The sequence below is a fragment of the Mesorhizobium sp. M4B.F.Ca.ET.089.01.1.1 genome, assembly GCF_004022605.1.
Taxonomy (GTDB): Bacteria; Pseudomonadota; Alphaproteobacteria; order Rhizobiales; family Rhizobiaceae; genus Mesorhizobium; species Mesorhizobium abyssinicae.
On the sequence record NZ_RZOS01000016.1, the window covers coordinates 1 to 16,089 of the forward strand.

The following is a 16,089-nucleotide window of genomic DNA, read 5'->3' on the forward strand; positions in this document are numbered from 1 at the left end:
ATGCTAAATCAATCGGGCCCTGCGCGCCAGAAGCGAAGGCGGTTCCGTCTGCCAGATCAGAAACGCCGACCGTGCACGTTGGAAAGTGCGTGCCTCCGTCGCGTTGACGACAGGGCCCTTTCGAGCTCATGGGCTTGTTTCAAGGGTGCGAGCGCGGTGACTTGTCGATGGGCAATCACTAATGTTAGTCGCCGTTTTCGTATGCCCGGGGGTATCGATGTTTCCCAACCAAGTCTTTTGCCGCATCTGTCACGTAAAAACCGGATATGAGGAGCGGGAGCTGCACATTCGCAGCGAGTTTGCTCGTCGCGGTGTCCCGGTTCACTGGTATCTGGACCACGATGTCGCCGATCTTTCCGCAGAGGATCGACAGGCAGCTCTCAAACCTGCGCAAGTGTCCCTGGCGCGCAAACACATTGGCATCTGGAGAGAATTCCTCAACACGGACTTGCCGTATTGCCTGGTGTTTGAGGATGACGTGTTTCTGGCTCGCAACTTCGTCGCACGCCTCGAGGACGCGCTTCAGGAGCTTGCGGCCGCCAGACAGGCGGTCGTTTATCTGGGCAATGGCGGCAACTACTACACGCCAAGGTCCAAGCTGACAAAGGGCAGATCGCTCTATCCTGCGAACCATAGTCGCTGCACGGATTCCTACATCTTGACTCGCTCCGCCGCGCAAGCGCGATGCAACTGGTTCGACCGAAACGAACTTAATCTTCCAATCGATATTGCGGTAAATGACTGCGACAAGGCCACCGGTACGGACATACTGTGGTTCGAGCGCCCTATCGTAGAACAAGGCACGCACAACGGCCGGTTCACGACGTCGATCGAGGGCGGCAAGCAGAGGCCTCTCTGGTGGAAACGCATTGAATGGAGGTGGAAAAAGTATCGCCGGCAGTTCTTTGGCCACACCGCCAACTAACCAAAGCGCTCGACAAACCGCTCAGCCGGCAGATCGAAGGCTGCCTTCTCTTGCTTCAGCTTTTCCAGCGGCCAGTCCCACCAACGAATTCGTTGCATCGCGTTGATGGTTTCGTCCGAGAAACGGTATCTAATCAGCCTGGCCGGGTTGCCACCTGCAATCGCATAGGGCGGAACATCCTTGGTTACCACACTCCCCGCGGCAACAACGGCGCCATCGCCGATGGTGACCCCTGACAGGATTATGGCGCGGGCTCCAATCCAGACGTCATTGCCAACGACGATCGGCCCCTTCGTCTGAAGATACTGATCCATCGTTTTCGTCATCAGGACCTGATTCTGCAAACCGAAATTGGATGCAGTCTCGGTCGGATGATCTGCCTGGCAAACAAACAGCACGCCCGGCGCTATCGCGCAGAAAGCGCCAATAATCACCGGCGATTTCTCAGTGCAATAGAGGAAGGAGCTGCTGCTTAGGTTGTGAGAGTATCGTCCGACCCGGACATGTTCAGGCAATCGGTGCCTGCCCAGGAAAATCTTTTTGTCCCGAAACCATCTGCTCACTTTCGACATTGCACCGCTGCCTCCCAGCATCGCGAAAATTGCCCCGGCCACCTAACAGGGGCGATCCGCCAGTGGCCGATACACCTGACCCTCTGAGCCTTTGCCTCTGGAAATGATAGCAGCGATTTTGGGCACCGGCGCGAGGTCAAACAAGGCAACAGACCGATCGATGGTGCGAGACGGCGAGATTGAGGCGCGCATCTTGAGATCAACGCGCCTGCGGGGCGCTGAAGTAGCAGTCACCAAAGGTCCTATGACCGCCTTGGGATTGATGACCGAACTCGTGATATTGCTTGGTACGCCCAAGGGGAATCGAACCCCTGTTCCCGCCGTGAGAGGGCGTAGTCATCTAGGGCGGTCTGTTCGCCATTGACCGCCTTTGTTTTTTATCTGTTCCCTGTTAATTCTGGGTTGGCCGAATTGCCGTCGCCATTGTTCGCGGTCGCACGCGGCTGTATAATTGACGGATATTAGACGAGTAGTCAGCCCCGCATGTCCAAGACGCTCCGCGAAGCACCACTTACAACCCCGAACGCCCGTAAAGGCTTATCCGAGGGTGTGCATTGGCGCGGAGTCAGCGCAGAGGTGCATCTCGGATACCGGAAGGGCAAGCGGGCCGGCCGCTGGCTGGTGCGCTGGCGACTGCCTGACGGCCGCTATAAGCAGGAAGGTGTGGGCGCGGCCGATGACGGCATTGCAGCCGATGGCGTTGAGACGCTGAATTTTGAGCAAGCGAAGTCCAAAGCTGCCCGACACGTAGAGCAGCAGCGCCAGAAACAGCAAGATGCTGGCAAGGCTCCGATACCCACTGTGCGTCAAGTGGTGGAGGCGTACGCGGCCGGCCGGAAGGCCCGTGCCATGAAGCAGCAAGGCGCCAGACCGGACGATGCCAAGGGGCGTCTGAGCCAGCATGTGCTTTCCCATCCAATCGCGGCGCGGCGGCTCGACGAGTTGACCGACGAGGATCTGGCTGAGTGGAGGGAAGCTTTGGGCGCCGAACTCGCCACCGCGACGGTGCGGCGTATCGTGAATGATTTCCGGGCGGCTCTAAATGGGCTGCCGCCCAGGACGTTGAAGCGCTTGCCGGCCACATATCCAATGACCATCAAGCTTGGCCTCAAGGTGAGGGAAGCTGAGCCCGCCGCAGCTCGCGACGGCGCTGCCCTGCCCGACGCGGATATCCGGCGCATTATCGATGCCGCGAAGGCTATTGATGAAGAGGAGGGGTGGAGCGGCGATTTGTTCCTTATCGTGCTGGTGCTCGCCGCTACCGGCGCTCGCTTCTCCCAAGTCAGCCGAATGCTGGTGGGTGATGTACAGGCAGCGCAATCGCGATTGATGGTCCCGACCTCCCGCAAGGGGCGAGGCCAGAAGCGGGCCACACATACCGCCACGCGTGTCGGCGCCGACGTGATTGAAGCGCTGAGGCCTTCGATCGCTGGCAGGCGCCCTGCCGATCCTCTCTTGGAGCGCTGGCGACACCGGCAGGAGAAGGCAAAGCCGGGCAGCAAGCCGGAATGGGTGCGGGACAGTCGGGGCTCCTGGAAATCGCCGACCGAACTGACCCGCCCCTGGGCGTCTATAGTTAAGAGAGCAGGCCTGCCAACCGCCACAGTTCCATATGCCTTGCGGCACTCGTCCATTGTTCGGTGCCTGCGCGCAGCTCTTCCTGTGCGTTTGGTCGCGCAGCTCCATGACACCTCTGACAAGATGATCGAGCGGCACTACGCTTCAGCAATTGTCAACGCCTTGGATGATCTGGCCGCTGCTGCGGTAGTGCCGCTAGTCGATCGTGAGCGCGGCAAGGTAGCGAAGTTGCGCGGATGAGAAGTTCTCAATCGGCCCAAAATCGGAATCCTCAGAAGGTTCAAGAGGTGGTCCGATCGAAACTGCAGAGATAGGCCGGCCAGCCGAAAGCCGGGGTGCACCTCCCGGTTTCCCTGTAGCCCCCGAGGTGCATCGCGAGGTGCGCGGTGAAGCAAGAGTGGATTCCGTTTTTAGAGGCTGTCGAGCGCGCTCGCAGCCGACTTTTCCTGACCGATTTCAGAGCGAAGCCACTTCTGCGTGCCGCATGCGGTGCCGATCGCATTCAAAGTCGGGGGCAATACGACGAGGCGGGGCGGATCGTCATCAGTGGCACTACCGACCTGTCGAATGACCCGACACTAATGAAGGTTGGGGGGTTCTTCTACATCAAAGAGACTTACCCTGCCGAGATTGAACTGAGCAGCCTTCAAGCGTGGATTGCGTCGATGGAAGCCGACAGATTTTCATCAGGGCTGCGACCAATCTTGAACACACCATCGCCGGACGACGGCGAAAATCAGACGGCCCTTTACAACGCCATAGACTACGCGGTCTCTGAGTTGGGAGACGAGCTAAGGGGTCTGTCGGTTGCTCGATGGGAAGATGCGGTTCGCAAATTCCTGAGCGACCGCAAAAAACTGGTGCCCAGCACTAAAACGCTGGGCCGATACCGTAAGGACAAAAGGGCCAAAATCGGCCAAGGGCAGCCATAACTGGCCAGTTCTGGCCGTCATCGACTGGCCGCAATCGTCCCGTGTTGTCAGTAACTTGCCCCCGTCAAATCGCTGATCCTTTCCCCATGTTCACCGCACCCGCTGGTGAACAACGGCGAAAGGAACTCGAACGACATGACGGCAATATCACTCACCATCAAGAATGCCTCCGAGCTTTCGGGGCTCGGGCCTACGAAACTCTACGAGCTTATCAAGACGCGGAAGATTGAGGCGAGGAAAGAGGGGCGGCGTACCCTGATCTTGGCGGACAGCCTTCGCCGTCACATCGAAAACCTGCCGGCTGTATCGTGAGGTGCAGCCATGGATATCAACGACAAAGCCGCCGGCCTGGCAGGGCTCGGCGGCTCCGTAGAAGTTAGAAAAGCTGTAGCGGCTCATTTCTACACTGATCACCCCGAAACGGCAATCGCGATCGACGATGGCTCTTACGCTATCGCTGTTATTTCCAGTCGTTTTCGGGTGCCCCCCGCGACCGCGTTCGAAGTCTGCCGTCTGGCAGGGCTGGGGGTACGCTGATGGCAAAACCCACGATAGCTCAGCGCCGGCAAAGGGCACCTGCGCTTACTGCTGAACGTGCACGAGAGCTGCTCCTCTACGATCCCGAAACGGGTGCACTCACCTGGCGGGTAGCAAGGGGCTGCCAGCGCGGGGCCCTGGCCGGAACCAGGACGGCGGAAGGATACACTCAGGTCGAGATCGACTATCGCCTGTACCGTGCTCACCGCGTGATCTGGCTTATGCAAACCGGCAAATGGCCGAAGCATCTGCTCGACCATCGCAACGGGATGCGCGCCGACAATCGGTGGAACAACCTCCGCGAAGCAACTCCAGCGCAGAACGCGCGCAACAGGCGCCCTGGTCAGCGCAACAGCAGCGGCCGGATTGGCGTAACCAAGACCGCAGGCGGCCGATGGCAGGCGTTCATAGGCCTGGACCTCAAGAACGTTGTCTTGGGTACATTCGAGACGTTCGACGAGGCAGTTTCGGTTCGCGCTGAGGCAGAGGTCAGGCACTACGGCGAGTTCGCGGCTTGTGGGGGAGCTCCCGAATGAGCGCCCGCACTTTCACCAAGGTCTCACCAATGGTTTGGAGATCCCCGCGCTTCATCAAGCTGCCGGACGAGGCAAAGGTCGGGTACCTCTATCTCCTCACCAATTCTCATGTCACCAGCGCGGGGGTTTACGAACTCCCGCCAGGATATGCCTGCGCCGATCTCGGCTGGGCTGAAGCTGGATATGACAGCGTGCTCAAGGAGCTGGTCTCGGTGGGGTTGATCGATCACGATCCCGCCACCGCCGTCATCCTGATAGAGCGCTGGTTCAAGCACAATCCGCCGACGAACGACGACCATGCTCTAGGCACGCGCCGCCGGCTGGAGAGCATTCCCTGCGATCGCCTTAGAGAGAAAGCGCTGGCCACGTTCGAAGAAGAAAACGAGCTGCGAATCCAACGTGAGGCCGCAGCCAGGGCAGCTAAAGCTGCGCGCGCTGCCGGAACGGCCAAATCGATTTCCGAGACCATCGGCAACACCTCCCGGCTCATGAGCACTCGATTGATGAGGAATGCAGGATGACACCCTGTCCACACCCTGTGGTGACCCTGTGCACATGCTCTGACAGCGTGTCCACACACCAAGACCAAGACCTATACCAAGACCCAGACCTTAGACCGGAGCAAATCGCGAAGGCTCAGGCCGTCATTGGCGTTCTCTGGCTTATGAGGAAAGCGGAGCGCGGCATCACCGGCAGTGCCTATCAATCCAGCGCAGTGCCTCCCACTGAAAACAGTGGCGGAACAGAGGACAAGAGGAGTTGATGGGATGCTCGATCTTCAAAGAACATGGCCAAGGCCGATCAGCGTGAGAATCGCAGCAATCCGAGCCGGCACTGTGCCTGAAACAATCGTGCGCTGGTGCAAGCGCGATGGCATTGGCAAGCAGCTGCGGCGGAAGGCGCCTTGGCGCGTGGACCCTGTCGGCCTGGCGATCATCCTGGCGGGAGATGGGGAGGCGCTGGCGCTCTATCAATCGGGCGATGCTACCAGCGCCAGAGTCCAGCGGTATTTGTCCTCGGTTCGGCACCTAGAACTTAAAGGGCAATAGCGGGGCAAAATGTCTGTAAATGTCTGATATTGTTTTTCTTTCTGGTGCCAGCAGCGTTGTGAGCAACGCACATAAAGACTAGAATTCGCCCACGTCAGCCAGGGATCATTTCATGCGCTCCAATGTGGGAATGCCAGACCGAATCCGTGTCCGAGTTTACGCCGACGAGAAGGCGGCAATGCTCGAAGCCGCGGCTAAGCGTGGCCTGAATCTCTCTGACTTCATCCGGCAGATCGCTAGCGAGGCGGTGAGGGTCGCATGAAAGCGGTGGATGCCGTCGTGGCGAGCAAGGAATTGCAGTATGCGTGAAGGCTCAGCAGGGCATGGTCCAGAAGAGCCGGTATCGGTCGTGCTTTCCACAACCGGTCCAACCGATCTGCTAAGCCTTAGCCAGGGCTGCACTTATAGCTACCAGGTTCATAGCATCCTGGTGGTGAATGATGGCGCTTCGGCGACACAAGTAAGTGTTTATCTGACCGTCGATTCCACTGACCGCGAGCTGTTCTCACGCACGATCGGCGCACACGAAACCACCACCATCGGTTTCGATACGCCTCTGAAGCTGGTGGCGAAGTCCACAACGCGGAAAATCTGGGCGAAGGCATCGGCGCCGAACGCCCTGACTCTAACCCTTATCTACTCACTCGTGAGCCAAACGGCTCCATACTGATGGGCTTTACTCCATGCCGCAGAACCCAGCCGCGCCTGCAGTGATGCCCGATCTCTCGCGCATCAAGAACAATGTCGCCAAGATGGCCGCCCAAGGGGCACCAGAGCAGGATATTGACGGCTATATCGCCTCCGAAGGCGTGACCGTCGATCAGGTGCGCAATTTCAACCTTGGCGCCGACCAAGGCGTTCCGCTCACCATCAATGGCCACAAAGTCACGGTAGATCAAAGCTTCCTCAATCTTCCGCGCGAGCAGCAGGACGCAACGGTTGACGAGATAGCGAGATCGCTTCCGCCGTCTAGGAAGACCTCTATCGGGGCCATCCGCGCTCAGTATCCTCAATACCAGGATCTTACGGACAAACAGCTTGCCGACGCGCTGCACCAGAAGTTCTATGCGGATATGCCGGCCGAGCAGTTTTATGCGAAGGTCGGACTGGATACGGCGGATTCCGTCAATGCCCGAGCGAAAGCCGGCATTGAGCGCGCCAAGGCCATTCAGAACGGCGCACCGCGCACCCAGATCGACCCGAACACGGGCGAGCCGGTCGGCGTCCCAGCCTTCACTCCCAATGGCCCCTACAGCCGCGCCGGCTCTGCGGCCATGGGCGCGGCCAACGCGGTGACGTTCGGCTTCGGCGATGAACTGGCATCCTACCCGACAAGCCTTCTTACCGGTCTGCCGCGCGGCGAAATTCTCACCTACATGCGCCGAGACGACAACCGCGCGCACTCCGACAATCCGGGTTCCTATCTTGCCGGTCAAATCGGTGGCGGGCTTGCTCAGGGCATCGCAACAGGTGGCGCCGGCTTCGGGGCCAATGCAGCACGGGCGGGCGCAACGCTCGGAAGGGTCGCGGCCAACAGTGCGCTCGATGGCGCTATCTATGGCGGATTGAATGGGGCCGGGAACGCGAACGGCGGTCTGGGCGACCGGCTCTCTGGCGCAGCTTCAGGCGCCTTCTTAGGGGGCGCGATCGGCATCGGAGCGCCATATGTCGCCGCTACTATCGGCCAGGGCGCGAGACGGCTCATCAGCCCGTTTGCTTCATCCCCCGAGCGCGAGGCCGCTGTTCAGACGCTTTTGCAGGAGGGTGTTCCGATTACTGCGGGGCAGCGCACCGGAAGCAACATGCTTAGATACGCCGAGAGCGAATTGGGGGGTTCCCGCGCCGCAACAGCGATGGAAAACCAAGCCGATGCTTTTACGAACGCGGCTATGAGACGGGCGGGCGGCTCTGGACGCGCGACGCCGGACAATCTGGCAAACCTCCAGGGAAGTCTTGGGCAACAGTTCCAAGCCCTCTCCGCTCGAAACACGATCGTTGCCGATCGGCAGCTCGCGCAGGATCTGGGCCGGACCCTAAACAGTTACGGGCGACTGTTGGAGACGCAGCAAAAGCCCATCATCAACAACCTTGTTGACGATATCGTGCAGCGTGTCAGGGCTGGCGGCGGACGCCTCTCTGGCGTTGAGTACCAAGCTATTCGCTCCGACCTATCCCGCGCCGCGCAAACGACGAACAACCAAACGCTCAAGGCGGCCTTCAAGGGTCTTCGCGATTCCCTGGACGACGCCATGGAGCGCTCGGTTAACCCGCGCGACTTGGGGGCTTGGAAAGCCCTTCGACGCCAGTACGGGAACTACAAGGTTCTGGAGCGCGCTTCGACGGGTGGTGGTTCAGATGCCGGTCTTGGCCTAATCTCTCCGGCGCAACTTCGCGTGGCGGCATCCACCGGCAATCGCGGCGGCTTCGCGCGAGGTGCCAGCGACTTCACGGACCTGGCAAAGGCTGGGCAAGCTGTTCTTACCCCGCTTCCGAACTCGGGGACGGCAGCACGCTCGGCGGTTCGGAACCTGGGAGCCCCCCTTGGTTCTGCTGGTCTAGGGTATGCGGTAGGCAACCTGCCTGGCGCTATCGCGGGCGCAGCCGTCCCATATGTCGCCGGTCGCGCTCTGATGAGCGCACCCATTCAGAGATATCTCGGAAATCAAGTTGCGGCTGGCTCTCTGGACCCTGCGCGTAATGCACTGGCTGCAGCACTACTGCGAAACAGCGCCATCCCTGCGATCGAGGGTCGTTAGTGACGCATCCAACGCGGGACTTTGTTCCCGGTCAACTCAATAGCCCAGGTGGCAAGCAATGCTCCCGACCAGAAACCAAGCGCGATGGACTGCCAATTCACGAGACCAGCGTGGAGAGCCCAGACCCAGAGGACGAGAAGCAGAGCAAGGTTTGCCAAATAGACGCCGTTTCCGGAGCGGTCACGCGGCGGCTCGGCCGAATCGTATTCGATTTGCTTCACTTGCACTGGCGCCATTCCTGCTCGGGCTTATACCAGCAATACCCATTGGCCTTCAGTGCCTTGCCGAGCTTAGCCAAGACCTTGCATTGCTCATTGGCTTGCTTCTGGGTGAGTTCCTGGCCGTTCATCTCTCCGATCCGGCAAGCTGGGCGGACTCGATAGTAGTCTTGCGTAACCTTGGCGGCGTCAAAAGCAAAAGCGGCTTGCGCCCACAGGACCATTATTCCGGCAGCAATGCCCAGCGAAGTTTTCATGCAGCTAATATGGCGTAGAAATCGAGGCTAAACAATGGCGACTCTTACTTACGGTGCTGTCGTTGGGGCGGGTCCGGGTTGGACGAGAGTTACGACGCCAACAGGCGTCAAGACGGTCTATGGTGACCGCGCGACTCGCAACAACAACCCTGGGAATATCGAAGCCAGTCCCTATGCCGATAGCATGGGATCGATCGGCACTGACGGTCGCTTTGCCGTTTTCGGTTCGAGGCTCACCGGCGCCAGGGCTCAGGCCAGCCTCATGTTCGGTAGTAAGCGATATGCCAATCTCACTCTCCGCGAGGCCATCGCCCAATACGCCCCTCCGAAGGAGAACAATACCGCTGCCTACGTGGCAGCCGTGGCAGCGGCAGCCGGCGTTTCTCCCGACACGAAGCTAAAAGATATCCCTGCCGAAAAGCGAGCGGCAGTCATTGCTGGGATGCAGGCTGTCGAGGGAAATACTGGTGCACAGGCATATGACGAGCAGGGCAATCTGACTGACACACTGGATACCACCTCACCGCGCACACCAAACACCGCGCCGACCCCTTACGGACCTGATAGCCAGTTGGCGGATACGACACCCGGCGCGCCTATCGGGCATGTCGAGAGAGCACCCCTTGGCCCCGCTACGCCTTCCTTTGGGGCTCTGTCGCCCAGCCCGACATTCGACGCCATGTCGGCACCAAGCGGCATGGGAGCTTTGGCCCCGACAAGTTTCAGCGGGCTCGCCACGCCTCGGGGCATTGGTATGCCTGCGGCGCCTAACTTTTCGACGGGTGTTCCGGCAGGCAACAGCGCAACGGTGACAACCGGGGTTTCGGCTGATGCAATGCGCGCCGCGCAGGCCACTCAGGCAGTCGCCAAGGCTGCCCAAGCCCAGGCCGCACCAACTGCGCCGGCGACTTCATTCACCTCACAGGACGAGAAGACGAATACGGGTAATATCGCCAACGCTCCGAATCCTGGCAATTTCGTCTCCCAGGATGAAAGGGCGAGCTTGGCCGAAAGGCTTGGGCTCGATCCATCCACCGGCGTTGTTACGCCGTCGCTCGATCCCACTGCTGTAGCGCCATCTGTTGCATCTGTGGCGCCTGCAGCCACCGTAGCCGCGCCGACGATCAGCGTTCCGGCGACAGTGGCTCCCGCCCCGAAGGTGGCCGTCTCTGCCATGAGCCGTCCGGCTCTTGCTGCACCATCTCAGCCATCTCTCTCGCCCTCTGATGTGTATGGCGGAGCGATCGGCACCGCGCAAACTTCAACGCCAGGAACGACGGTTTCCAGGGCCACCTCCTATGGCCCGACCTATACGACCAACAAATTCGGTGCCGTCACCGCTACCGCACCGGACGGGACGCAGATGGCAGCACTCGGGGGCGTTCCAACTGCACAGCCATCGAATATTGCTGGCCCGCTCGGGCAGCAGCCAGACCAGACGCAAACACCAGGCTTAGGCGGATTGTTCGGGGCCAAAGCCAAGTCTGCGACGGGAACCTTGGCCGGCGCTGCATTGGGTGCCTACGCCCTCGGTCCTGTCGGCGGTCTGCTTGGTGGCCTTATCGGGAAGAACCTCGCCCAGGGCAAAGCGCCGCTCAGCGGGTTGCTCGGAAATGGCAACAGCCTAGCCAACACGCATGTCGTGGACACGTTTCAGGGGCCGATGCGCGCCGCCAATGCCGTTGGCGGCCTCGGCTTCCCCGGCAGGCCTTCCGGTCCAGCCCCTGGCGGCGTTGCTGCCGGCATGCGAGGCCTCTCTCCAGGTGCGGCCGATGCGATCGACCATGGCGTTGGTGGGCTATATTAATCGAGGCTCACGATGGGCAAAATTCCGGATCTGCATGACTGGGTTGACGAGTTCTCAAAAGAGATTGTTCGCGGGCTTTCTTCCCTCCCCGTCGACCCCGAGGTTTCCGACAAGATCAGCCGTCTGATGGCGCAGGCCGAGGAGCGGACTGGCGGCCATTTGTTGGATTCCATGTTCGATTACCTGTCTGCCGCGCACGGTCTTCATGGCGCCTCTCAGGTTGCCCGCTCCCTGGGCAATACAGATCGGGCCGATGCGCTGTTCCAGCTTGCCCAGACCTTCCTGCATTACGTCGCGGCTGACATCGGGGTGTTCGCGATGCAGGCCAAGTCACAAGTCCCCGTAGTTCATCACTAGGAGTTTAGGCATGGCGGTGGTCCCAATGCGCAAGAACAAGGCAAAGGAGGACGGCGGAGCGGTTGCCCTCCCCGCGACGGTCTACGAGCCGACTCCAGCCGAAGCGAGCGCCGTGGCTGCATACATGAAGCGCCGCGACAGTCGCCGGCCGAATCCGAAGATGAAGGTAGCTATGAGCACGCGCGAGAATGGCGCTCGCGTGGCTTCCATCGTCGTCGAACATCCCGACATCGACACGGGCTATAACCTTATCTCGGAAGCCATCGCTGCAGACAGCAATACGTTCACGCTCGGGACGATCGACGCTCTGGCTAAGGCGGCGCAGTTGGGCGGCGATCTGGATGAGGGCCAACTGAACTATGCGCTGTCCATGGTCTATGGACTGAAACCGAAAGACCAGATTGAGGCCACCTTGGCAGTGCAGATGGCAGCGATTCATCTGGCCACCATGAACACAGCTGCTGGACTGGGTGGATCGAAGACCCACGAAATGAGGGAAGTGCACGAGCGGGCGCTAAATCGCCTGTCCCGAACCTTCGTTGCTCAGGTCGAGGCCCTGAAGCGCTATCGCTCCAAAGGCGAGCAGCGGGTGTATGTCGAGCGGGTCAACGTCCAAAAGGGCGCCCAAGCCATCGTCGGCAATGTGGGGGGCAGAGGTGGGGAGCAAGACGAAAATGGCCGATAACCCCATGGACCAACTCACTGCTCGGATTGCGAAGGTTCATGCCGCCCCGCGATGCACTGCGACAAGCAAGAGGACTGGCGTAGGTTGCAAGGCTCCTGCTGAGCGCGGAAAGCGTGTCTGTCGCTTCCATGGGGGTCGTGGCGGAGCTCCCAGAGGCCCGGCTCATGGCATGTACAAGCACGGGCGTTTTACCCGTGAGGCGGTGACTGCACGACGGGCCGTTAAAGCGCTGCTTCTGACCGTAGCTGCCTTCAAAGACAGCCCTCGCACGTATTAAAATCAATCGAGGCCCGTCATCCAGGAACGGCATAGGTTGTAAACCGTTTCACGGTATGAGAAAGTTCGGATTCGAGGGAGATGATAATGTCGGATATCAATCAACTAAGGGCCGACCTGCTCGAAATGGCACGCAACGATGGCATTAGCGTGCGAAAATTGATGAGCGAGCTTAGGGCAAAAGGCTATCAAAGGCGTGAAATTCAAAGAGCGCTTCAATTGTGTCTGGAGCGAGGACAATTGCGCCTGGGCTCCGAAATGCAGCTAGTTCGGGAAGCTGCATAAATTGCCAATATGGTCGCTGCAGTATCGGCAAGAGCGGCGCCATAACATCTCAAAAGGAGATCAGCGACGCGATTTCGAACGAGATCGTGATCGGATTATGTACTCGTCAGCCTTCCAGAGGTTGGCTGGAGTCACGCAGGTTGTCCGCGCGGGCGAGGCGGATGTTTTTCACACCCGCCAGCAACATACCTTTAAAGTAGCTCAGGTAGGCAAGCGCATAGCCCAATACTGCCAGCAGAAATTTGGGGCCGCCTGCGATGAGTTGGGCATAGACCCCGAAGTCGTGGATGCAGCCGGATTGGCGCATGATCTAGGGCATCCCCCGTTCGGACACGCAGGCGAGAGTACTCTGGACCAGCTTGTCACCGCAGCCGGTGATGAGGAAGGGTTCGAAGGAAATGCTCAGACCTTTCACATCATTACGATGCTTGGCGTCAGGTACGAGAGCTGTCCCGGCTTGGATTTGACCCGAGCCACGATGGCGGCGTGCATGAAGTACCCGTGGTTCAGGGAGAAGGAGCACCCAGACCGAAAAAAGAAGTGGGGCGCCTACAGGTGCGATCAAGCTGACTTCGAGTTCGCGCGAGCATTCCATCCCGAAGGCGTGCAAACCGCCGAAGCAGCCTTAATGGATTGGGCCGACGACATAGCCTATTCCGTACACGACCTGGAGGAATTTCATCGCTGCAGAGCAATCCCGTGGGAAAGCATCTTCGGAGATGGTGGGGAGGAATTGATAGGGAACACCCTACGGAACTGGCATGGGGCGCCACCTAGCGCTGAAGGGCGCCTTAAGAAGGCATTCGGGCGCGTGGAGGACGTCCTGACCGGAATAGGAGAAGTGCGGGAACGTCCCTATGAGGGTAGCCGAACTCAGCGGGTAGCGTTGCGCAATATGACTTCGCACCTAATCACGCGATATCTGGAAGCCGTTAGCCTTCACCCCGCAAAAGGGAGTTCTGGCGTTGTCATCGATCCCGATCGAGAAGCAGAAGTGAAATTGCTGAAGCAGATTGCTCGCCAATATATTATCTCATCACCGGCGCTTCTGGCACAGCAACATGGCCAAGGATTGCTAATTCGGGACCTTTTTGACTGCTTTTATGTTTCAAACGAAGCGGAGCTAAAAGGGCTCAAAATTTTCCCTCCTAAGTTCCTCCCAAGCCGCCTAGCTTACATTCAGGATTTTGACATAACCCGTGCCAGGTTCGCTGCGGATTGCGTCGCAAGCCTCACCGAAGGCGAGGTCATCAAGCTCCATGCTCGTCTGTTTGGACTGGAAGCCGGTTCAGTACTCGACCCGATCGTACGATAAGTCTATCTTCTGGCAAACTCAGCGTGCGCCATCGTTCAGGTTTTGATGCTCGCGGCCGGCGGCTTCGGTATGCCGTCAAAAGAGAGTCGCTCCACCGTGGCGACAATCGCCACCGACAGTGCCTCGGCTTCGTCGAGTAGCGTCGGGCCATAGTGGCCGTTCACCTGCTCCTCGCTCATCAGCACGCCGGGCGGGCAATGCTCCTCGATCGTGGCGCGGATAAGCTTGAGCGCTGCGCGGCACTCGGTGATGTCCATCATCTCCATAACCAAATAAACATTCAATTTTGCTAAAATGTTCCGGAACAAGGTTGCGGCCCGCGCCTTGAATCGCGTTGTTGTTGGGGTAGTGCGTTGCGTCTCACTTTCATCAAGCCAATGGAGCCCGAGTTGGTCGAAGAGCCTCCAAAGGGCGATGGCTGGTCACATGAGGTGAAATTCGACGGCTACAGAACCCAGCTTGTCAAGGACGAGGATGGCATCCGGCTCTATACGAAGACCGGCATCGACTGGACGAGCAAGTACCGCCCGATCGCCAAGGAAGCGGCAAAGCTGAAGGCCGAAAGCTTCATCATTGAAGGCGAGATGATCGTCACCAATGATGCCGGCCTGTCCGACTTCCATGCCTTGCGTTCGGCCATCACCAGGCGCCCGCAAGACCTCTACCTGGTGGCTTTCGATCTTCTCCACCTCAATCGCCATGACCTTCGCGATATGCCGCTCCAGGACCGCAGGGAGGTGCTGCAGGCACTGATCCCGTCCGGCGGGCATATTCAGTTCAGCGAGGCGCTGCCCGGCACCGGTGACGCCGTCTACCACCTCGCTTGCGAGGCGAACCTTGAGGGCATCGTCTCGAAGCGCCTGGACAGCGTCTACCGCTCCGGCTCGACCATGAATTGGCGCAAGATCAAGTGCTACGTCGAGAAGGAGATGGACATCATCGGCGTGCAGCGCGAAGCGGGTAAACCCGCGATGGTGCTCATGGCCGACAAGGGCCGCTATATGGGCGGCGCCTTCGTCACGTTCAGGGCCGACAAGCGTCAGGCGCTATGGGATCGCGTGCAGGGCAAAACCGGCGCGCCGCCACCCAAGGGGTTGGCGAAGCAGAAGGCCGAATGGCTGATGCCGGGCCTCGTTGGCCGAGTGAAATTCCTGAAGGGCGAGGAGACGTTGCGTCATGCCTCGCTCAAAGATTTTCGCGACGAATCGGCTTGAAGCCAGCGGGTGTCAGGAATAAATGCCTCATCGGTGCGGCGACCCTTTTCAGCACGAGGATCGCCATGGGCAAGGAATATCCGTTTTCAGAAGCCACCTTGGGAGGCAAACTGGCCGCCGGCACAGGCTTATCGGTTCACTGCTTCGGCTGTCAGCGCCGCGCGGTTCTTGACGTAGCCGCCCTGGTCAAACGGTTCGGCCCGGACCAGCCCTGTCTGCATTGGGATCTGCTGAAAATCATCTATTGCCACGAATGCCGCGCTGCCGGTCGCGACGATCGAAACCTGCAATTCACGAACCATGCATTGACGCCAGAGCAACGCAAGGGCTGGACGCCTTGCCCGTAGCTAACCGGTGCCGATCCGGCACTAGCTGCCCAGCCCAGCGTTGATCATCTGTTCAAGAATTGGGGTGATCAGCCACGGCAACGCCATGTTGAATAGCAAAGCGGCCAGGCCCACCATCCTAAGGAGCGTTCGTCGCGGAGATCCCCGGTCCCCCATCCGTTCGGCAAAAAGCATGCCGAGGAACCGGAAATAGGCCGTCAGGTATCCAAAGAGCGCTAGATAGAGAAGCAGCCACAAAACCCATATGAGACCTGAATGGAATTTCGTCGCCGCAATCTGCAATAGCGCGAGTAAAATCGAGCATTCGATCAGCGTTTTCGCGAAGTCCAGGAACTCTTTTTGGCGATCAAGCCATTGGCGAAAAAATGACATTGGTTGGTCGTGTTCACTAAGTCGGTTTAGAAGACCTCCAAGCATTGGATTTGCCTCAATTCCTTCGGAGG

The 16,089-nt window shown here is 59.3% G+C and carries 20 protein-coding genes; 16 read left to right on the forward strand and 4 right to left on the reverse strand.

The features are described 5' to 3' along the window. Nucleotides 1–217 precede the first annotated feature (217 nt). Nucleotides 218–925 (forward strand): glycosyltransferase family 25 protein, encoded by a 708-nt coding sequence (locus tag EN780_RS02975; protein ID WP_245499856.1) that lies wholly within the window; start codon nt 218–220, stop codon nt 923–925. On the opposite strand, the gene EN780_RS41295 is transcribed toward EN780_RS02975, so the two are convergent. Further along, on the reverse strand, nt 922–1,497 hold the full coding sequence (locus tag EN780_RS41295; protein ID WP_281035336.1) for a CatB-related O-acetyltransferase: 576 nt from the start codon (nt 1,495–1,497) through the stop codon (nt 922–924). The two genes, EN780_RS02975 and EN780_RS41295, sit on opposite strands and share 4 nt — an antisense overlap. Nucleotides 1,498–1,980: 483 nt before the next feature. Here EN780_RS41295 and EN780_RS02985 point away from each other — a divergent pair, with 483 nt between their 5' ends. The 8 genes from EN780_RS02985 (at nt 1,981) to EN780_RS03030 (ending at nt 8,885) form a co-directional block, all read left to right on the forward strand. Beyond that, entirely contained in the window at nt 1,981–3,315 is a 1,335-nt protein-coding gene (locus tag EN780_RS02985) for a site-specific integrase (protein WP_128271936.1), read from the forward strand. 146 nt (nt 3,316–3,461) lie between these two features. Then, nucleotides 3,462–4,007, forward strand: coding sequence for a hypothetical protein (locus EN780_RS02990; RefSeq protein WP_128271938.1), 546 nt, complete (start codon nt 3,462–3,464; stop codon nt 4,005–4,007). A gap of 321 nt (nt 4,008–4,328) precedes the next feature. Then, nucleotides 4,329–4,544, forward strand: a complete 216-nt coding sequence (locus EN780_RS03000) for a hypothetical protein (RefSeq protein ID WP_128271943.1) — start codon at nt 4,329–4,331, stop codon at nt 4,542–4,544. Then, entirely contained in the window at nt 4,544–5,080 is a 537-nt protein-coding gene (locus tag EN780_RS03005) for an HNH endonuclease (RefSeq protein ID WP_128271945.1), read from the forward strand. The genes EN780_RS03000 and EN780_RS03005 overlap by 1 nt, the downstream gene beginning before the upstream one ends. Next, nucleotides 5,077–5,601 carry a hypothetical protein gene (locus tag EN780_RS03010; RefSeq protein WP_128271947.1) on the forward strand — a complete coding sequence of 175 codons (525 nt, stop codon included), beginning with the start codon at nt 5,077–5,079 and terminating at the stop codon, nt 5,599–5,601. Before EN780_RS03005 ends, EN780_RS03010 begins: the two co-directional genes overlap by 4 nt. 246 nt (nt 5,602–5,847) lie before the next feature. Continuing rightward, on the forward strand, nt 5,848–6,129 hold the full coding sequence (locus EN780_RS03015) for a hypothetical protein (protein WP_128271949.1): 282 nt from the start codon (nt 5,848–5,850) through the stop codon (nt 6,127–6,129). A 301-nt stretch (nt 6,130–6,430) separates the two neighbouring features. Continuing rightward, nucleotides 6,431–6,799, forward strand: a complete 369-nt coding sequence (locus EN780_RS03025) for a hypothetical protein (protein WP_128271952.1) — start codon at nt 6,431–6,433, stop codon at nt 6,797–6,799. A 13-nt stretch (nt 6,800–6,812) separates the two neighbouring features. Then, entirely contained in the window at nt 6,813–8,885 is a 2,073-nt protein-coding gene (locus EN780_RS03030; RefSeq protein WP_128271954.1) for a hypothetical protein, read from the forward strand. A 217-nt stretch (nt 8,886–9,102) separates the two neighbouring features. Here the strand turns inward: EN780_RS03030 and EN780_RS03035 are convergent, their stop codons facing one another. After that, complete coding sequence (locus tag EN780_RS03035) at nt 9,103–9,360, reverse strand: hypothetical protein (RefSeq protein ID WP_128271956.1); 258 nt, start codon at nt 9,358–9,360, stop codon at nt 9,103–9,105. A 184-nt stretch (nt 9,361–9,544) separates the two neighbouring features. Here EN780_RS03035 and EN780_RS03040 point away from each other — a divergent pair, with 184 nt between their 5' ends. The 5 genes from EN780_RS03040 to dgt all read left to right on the forward strand — a co-directional run bounded on the left by EN780_RS03040 (nt 9,545) and on the right by dgt (nt 14,085). Further along, complete coding sequence (locus EN780_RS03040; RefSeq protein ID WP_128271958.1) at nt 9,545–11,167, forward strand: hypothetical protein; 1,623 nt, start codon at nt 9,545–9,547, stop codon at nt 11,165–11,167. Nucleotides 11,168–11,179: 12 nt separating this feature from the next. Next, on the forward strand, nt 11,180–11,524 hold the full coding sequence (locus EN780_RS03045) for a hypothetical protein (RefSeq protein ID WP_128271960.1): 345 nt from the start codon (nt 11,180–11,182) through the stop codon (nt 11,522–11,524). A gap of 10 nt (nt 11,525–11,534) precedes the next feature. Beyond that, a complete protein-coding gene (locus tag EN780_RS03050; RefSeq protein ID WP_128271962.1) occupies nt 11,535–12,209 on the forward strand; it encodes a hypothetical protein in 675 nt (224 codons plus the stop codon). A 363-nt stretch (nt 12,210–12,572) separates the two neighbouring features. Further along, a complete protein-coding gene (locus tag EN780_RS03060; RefSeq protein WP_128271964.1) occupies nt 12,573–12,770 on the forward strand; it encodes a hypothetical protein in 198 nt (65 codons plus the stop codon). A 97-nt stretch (nt 12,771–12,867) separates the two neighbouring features. Continuing rightward, a complete protein-coding gene (gene dgt / locus EN780_RS03065; protein WP_245499857.1) occupies nt 12,868–14,085 on the forward strand; it encodes a dGTP triphosphohydrolase in 1,218 nt (405 codons plus the stop codon). 35 nt (nt 14,086–14,120) lie between these two features. Here dgt and EN780_RS03070 read toward each other — a convergent pair whose 3' ends face one another. Then, nucleotides 14,121–14,345, reverse strand: a complete 225-nt coding sequence (locus EN780_RS03070) for a hypothetical protein (RefSeq protein WP_245499858.1) — start codon at nt 14,343–14,345, stop codon at nt 14,121–14,123. A 93-nt stretch (nt 14,346–14,438) separates the two neighbouring features. On the opposite strand from EN780_RS03070, the gene EN780_RS03075 reads away from it, so the two are divergent. Both EN780_RS03075 and EN780_RS03080 read left to right on the forward strand, forming a co-directional pair. Next, complete coding sequence (locus EN780_RS03075; RefSeq protein ID WP_128271966.1) at nt 14,439–15,299, forward strand: RNA ligase family protein; 861 nt, start codon at nt 14,439–14,441, stop codon at nt 15,297–15,299. A 65-nt stretch (nt 15,300–15,364) separates the two neighbouring features. Then, a complete protein-coding gene (locus EN780_RS03080; protein ID WP_128271968.1) occupies nt 15,365–15,646 on the forward strand; it encodes a hypothetical protein in 282 nt (93 codons plus the stop codon). Between the two features lie 21 nt (nt 15,647–15,667). Here the strand turns inward: EN780_RS03080 and EN780_RS03085 are convergent, their stop codons facing one another. Further along, entirely contained in the window at nt 15,668–16,018 is a 351-nt protein-coding gene (locus EN780_RS03085) for a hypothetical protein (RefSeq protein WP_128271969.1), read from the reverse strand. Nucleotides 16,019–16,089: the final 71 nt, after the last annotated feature.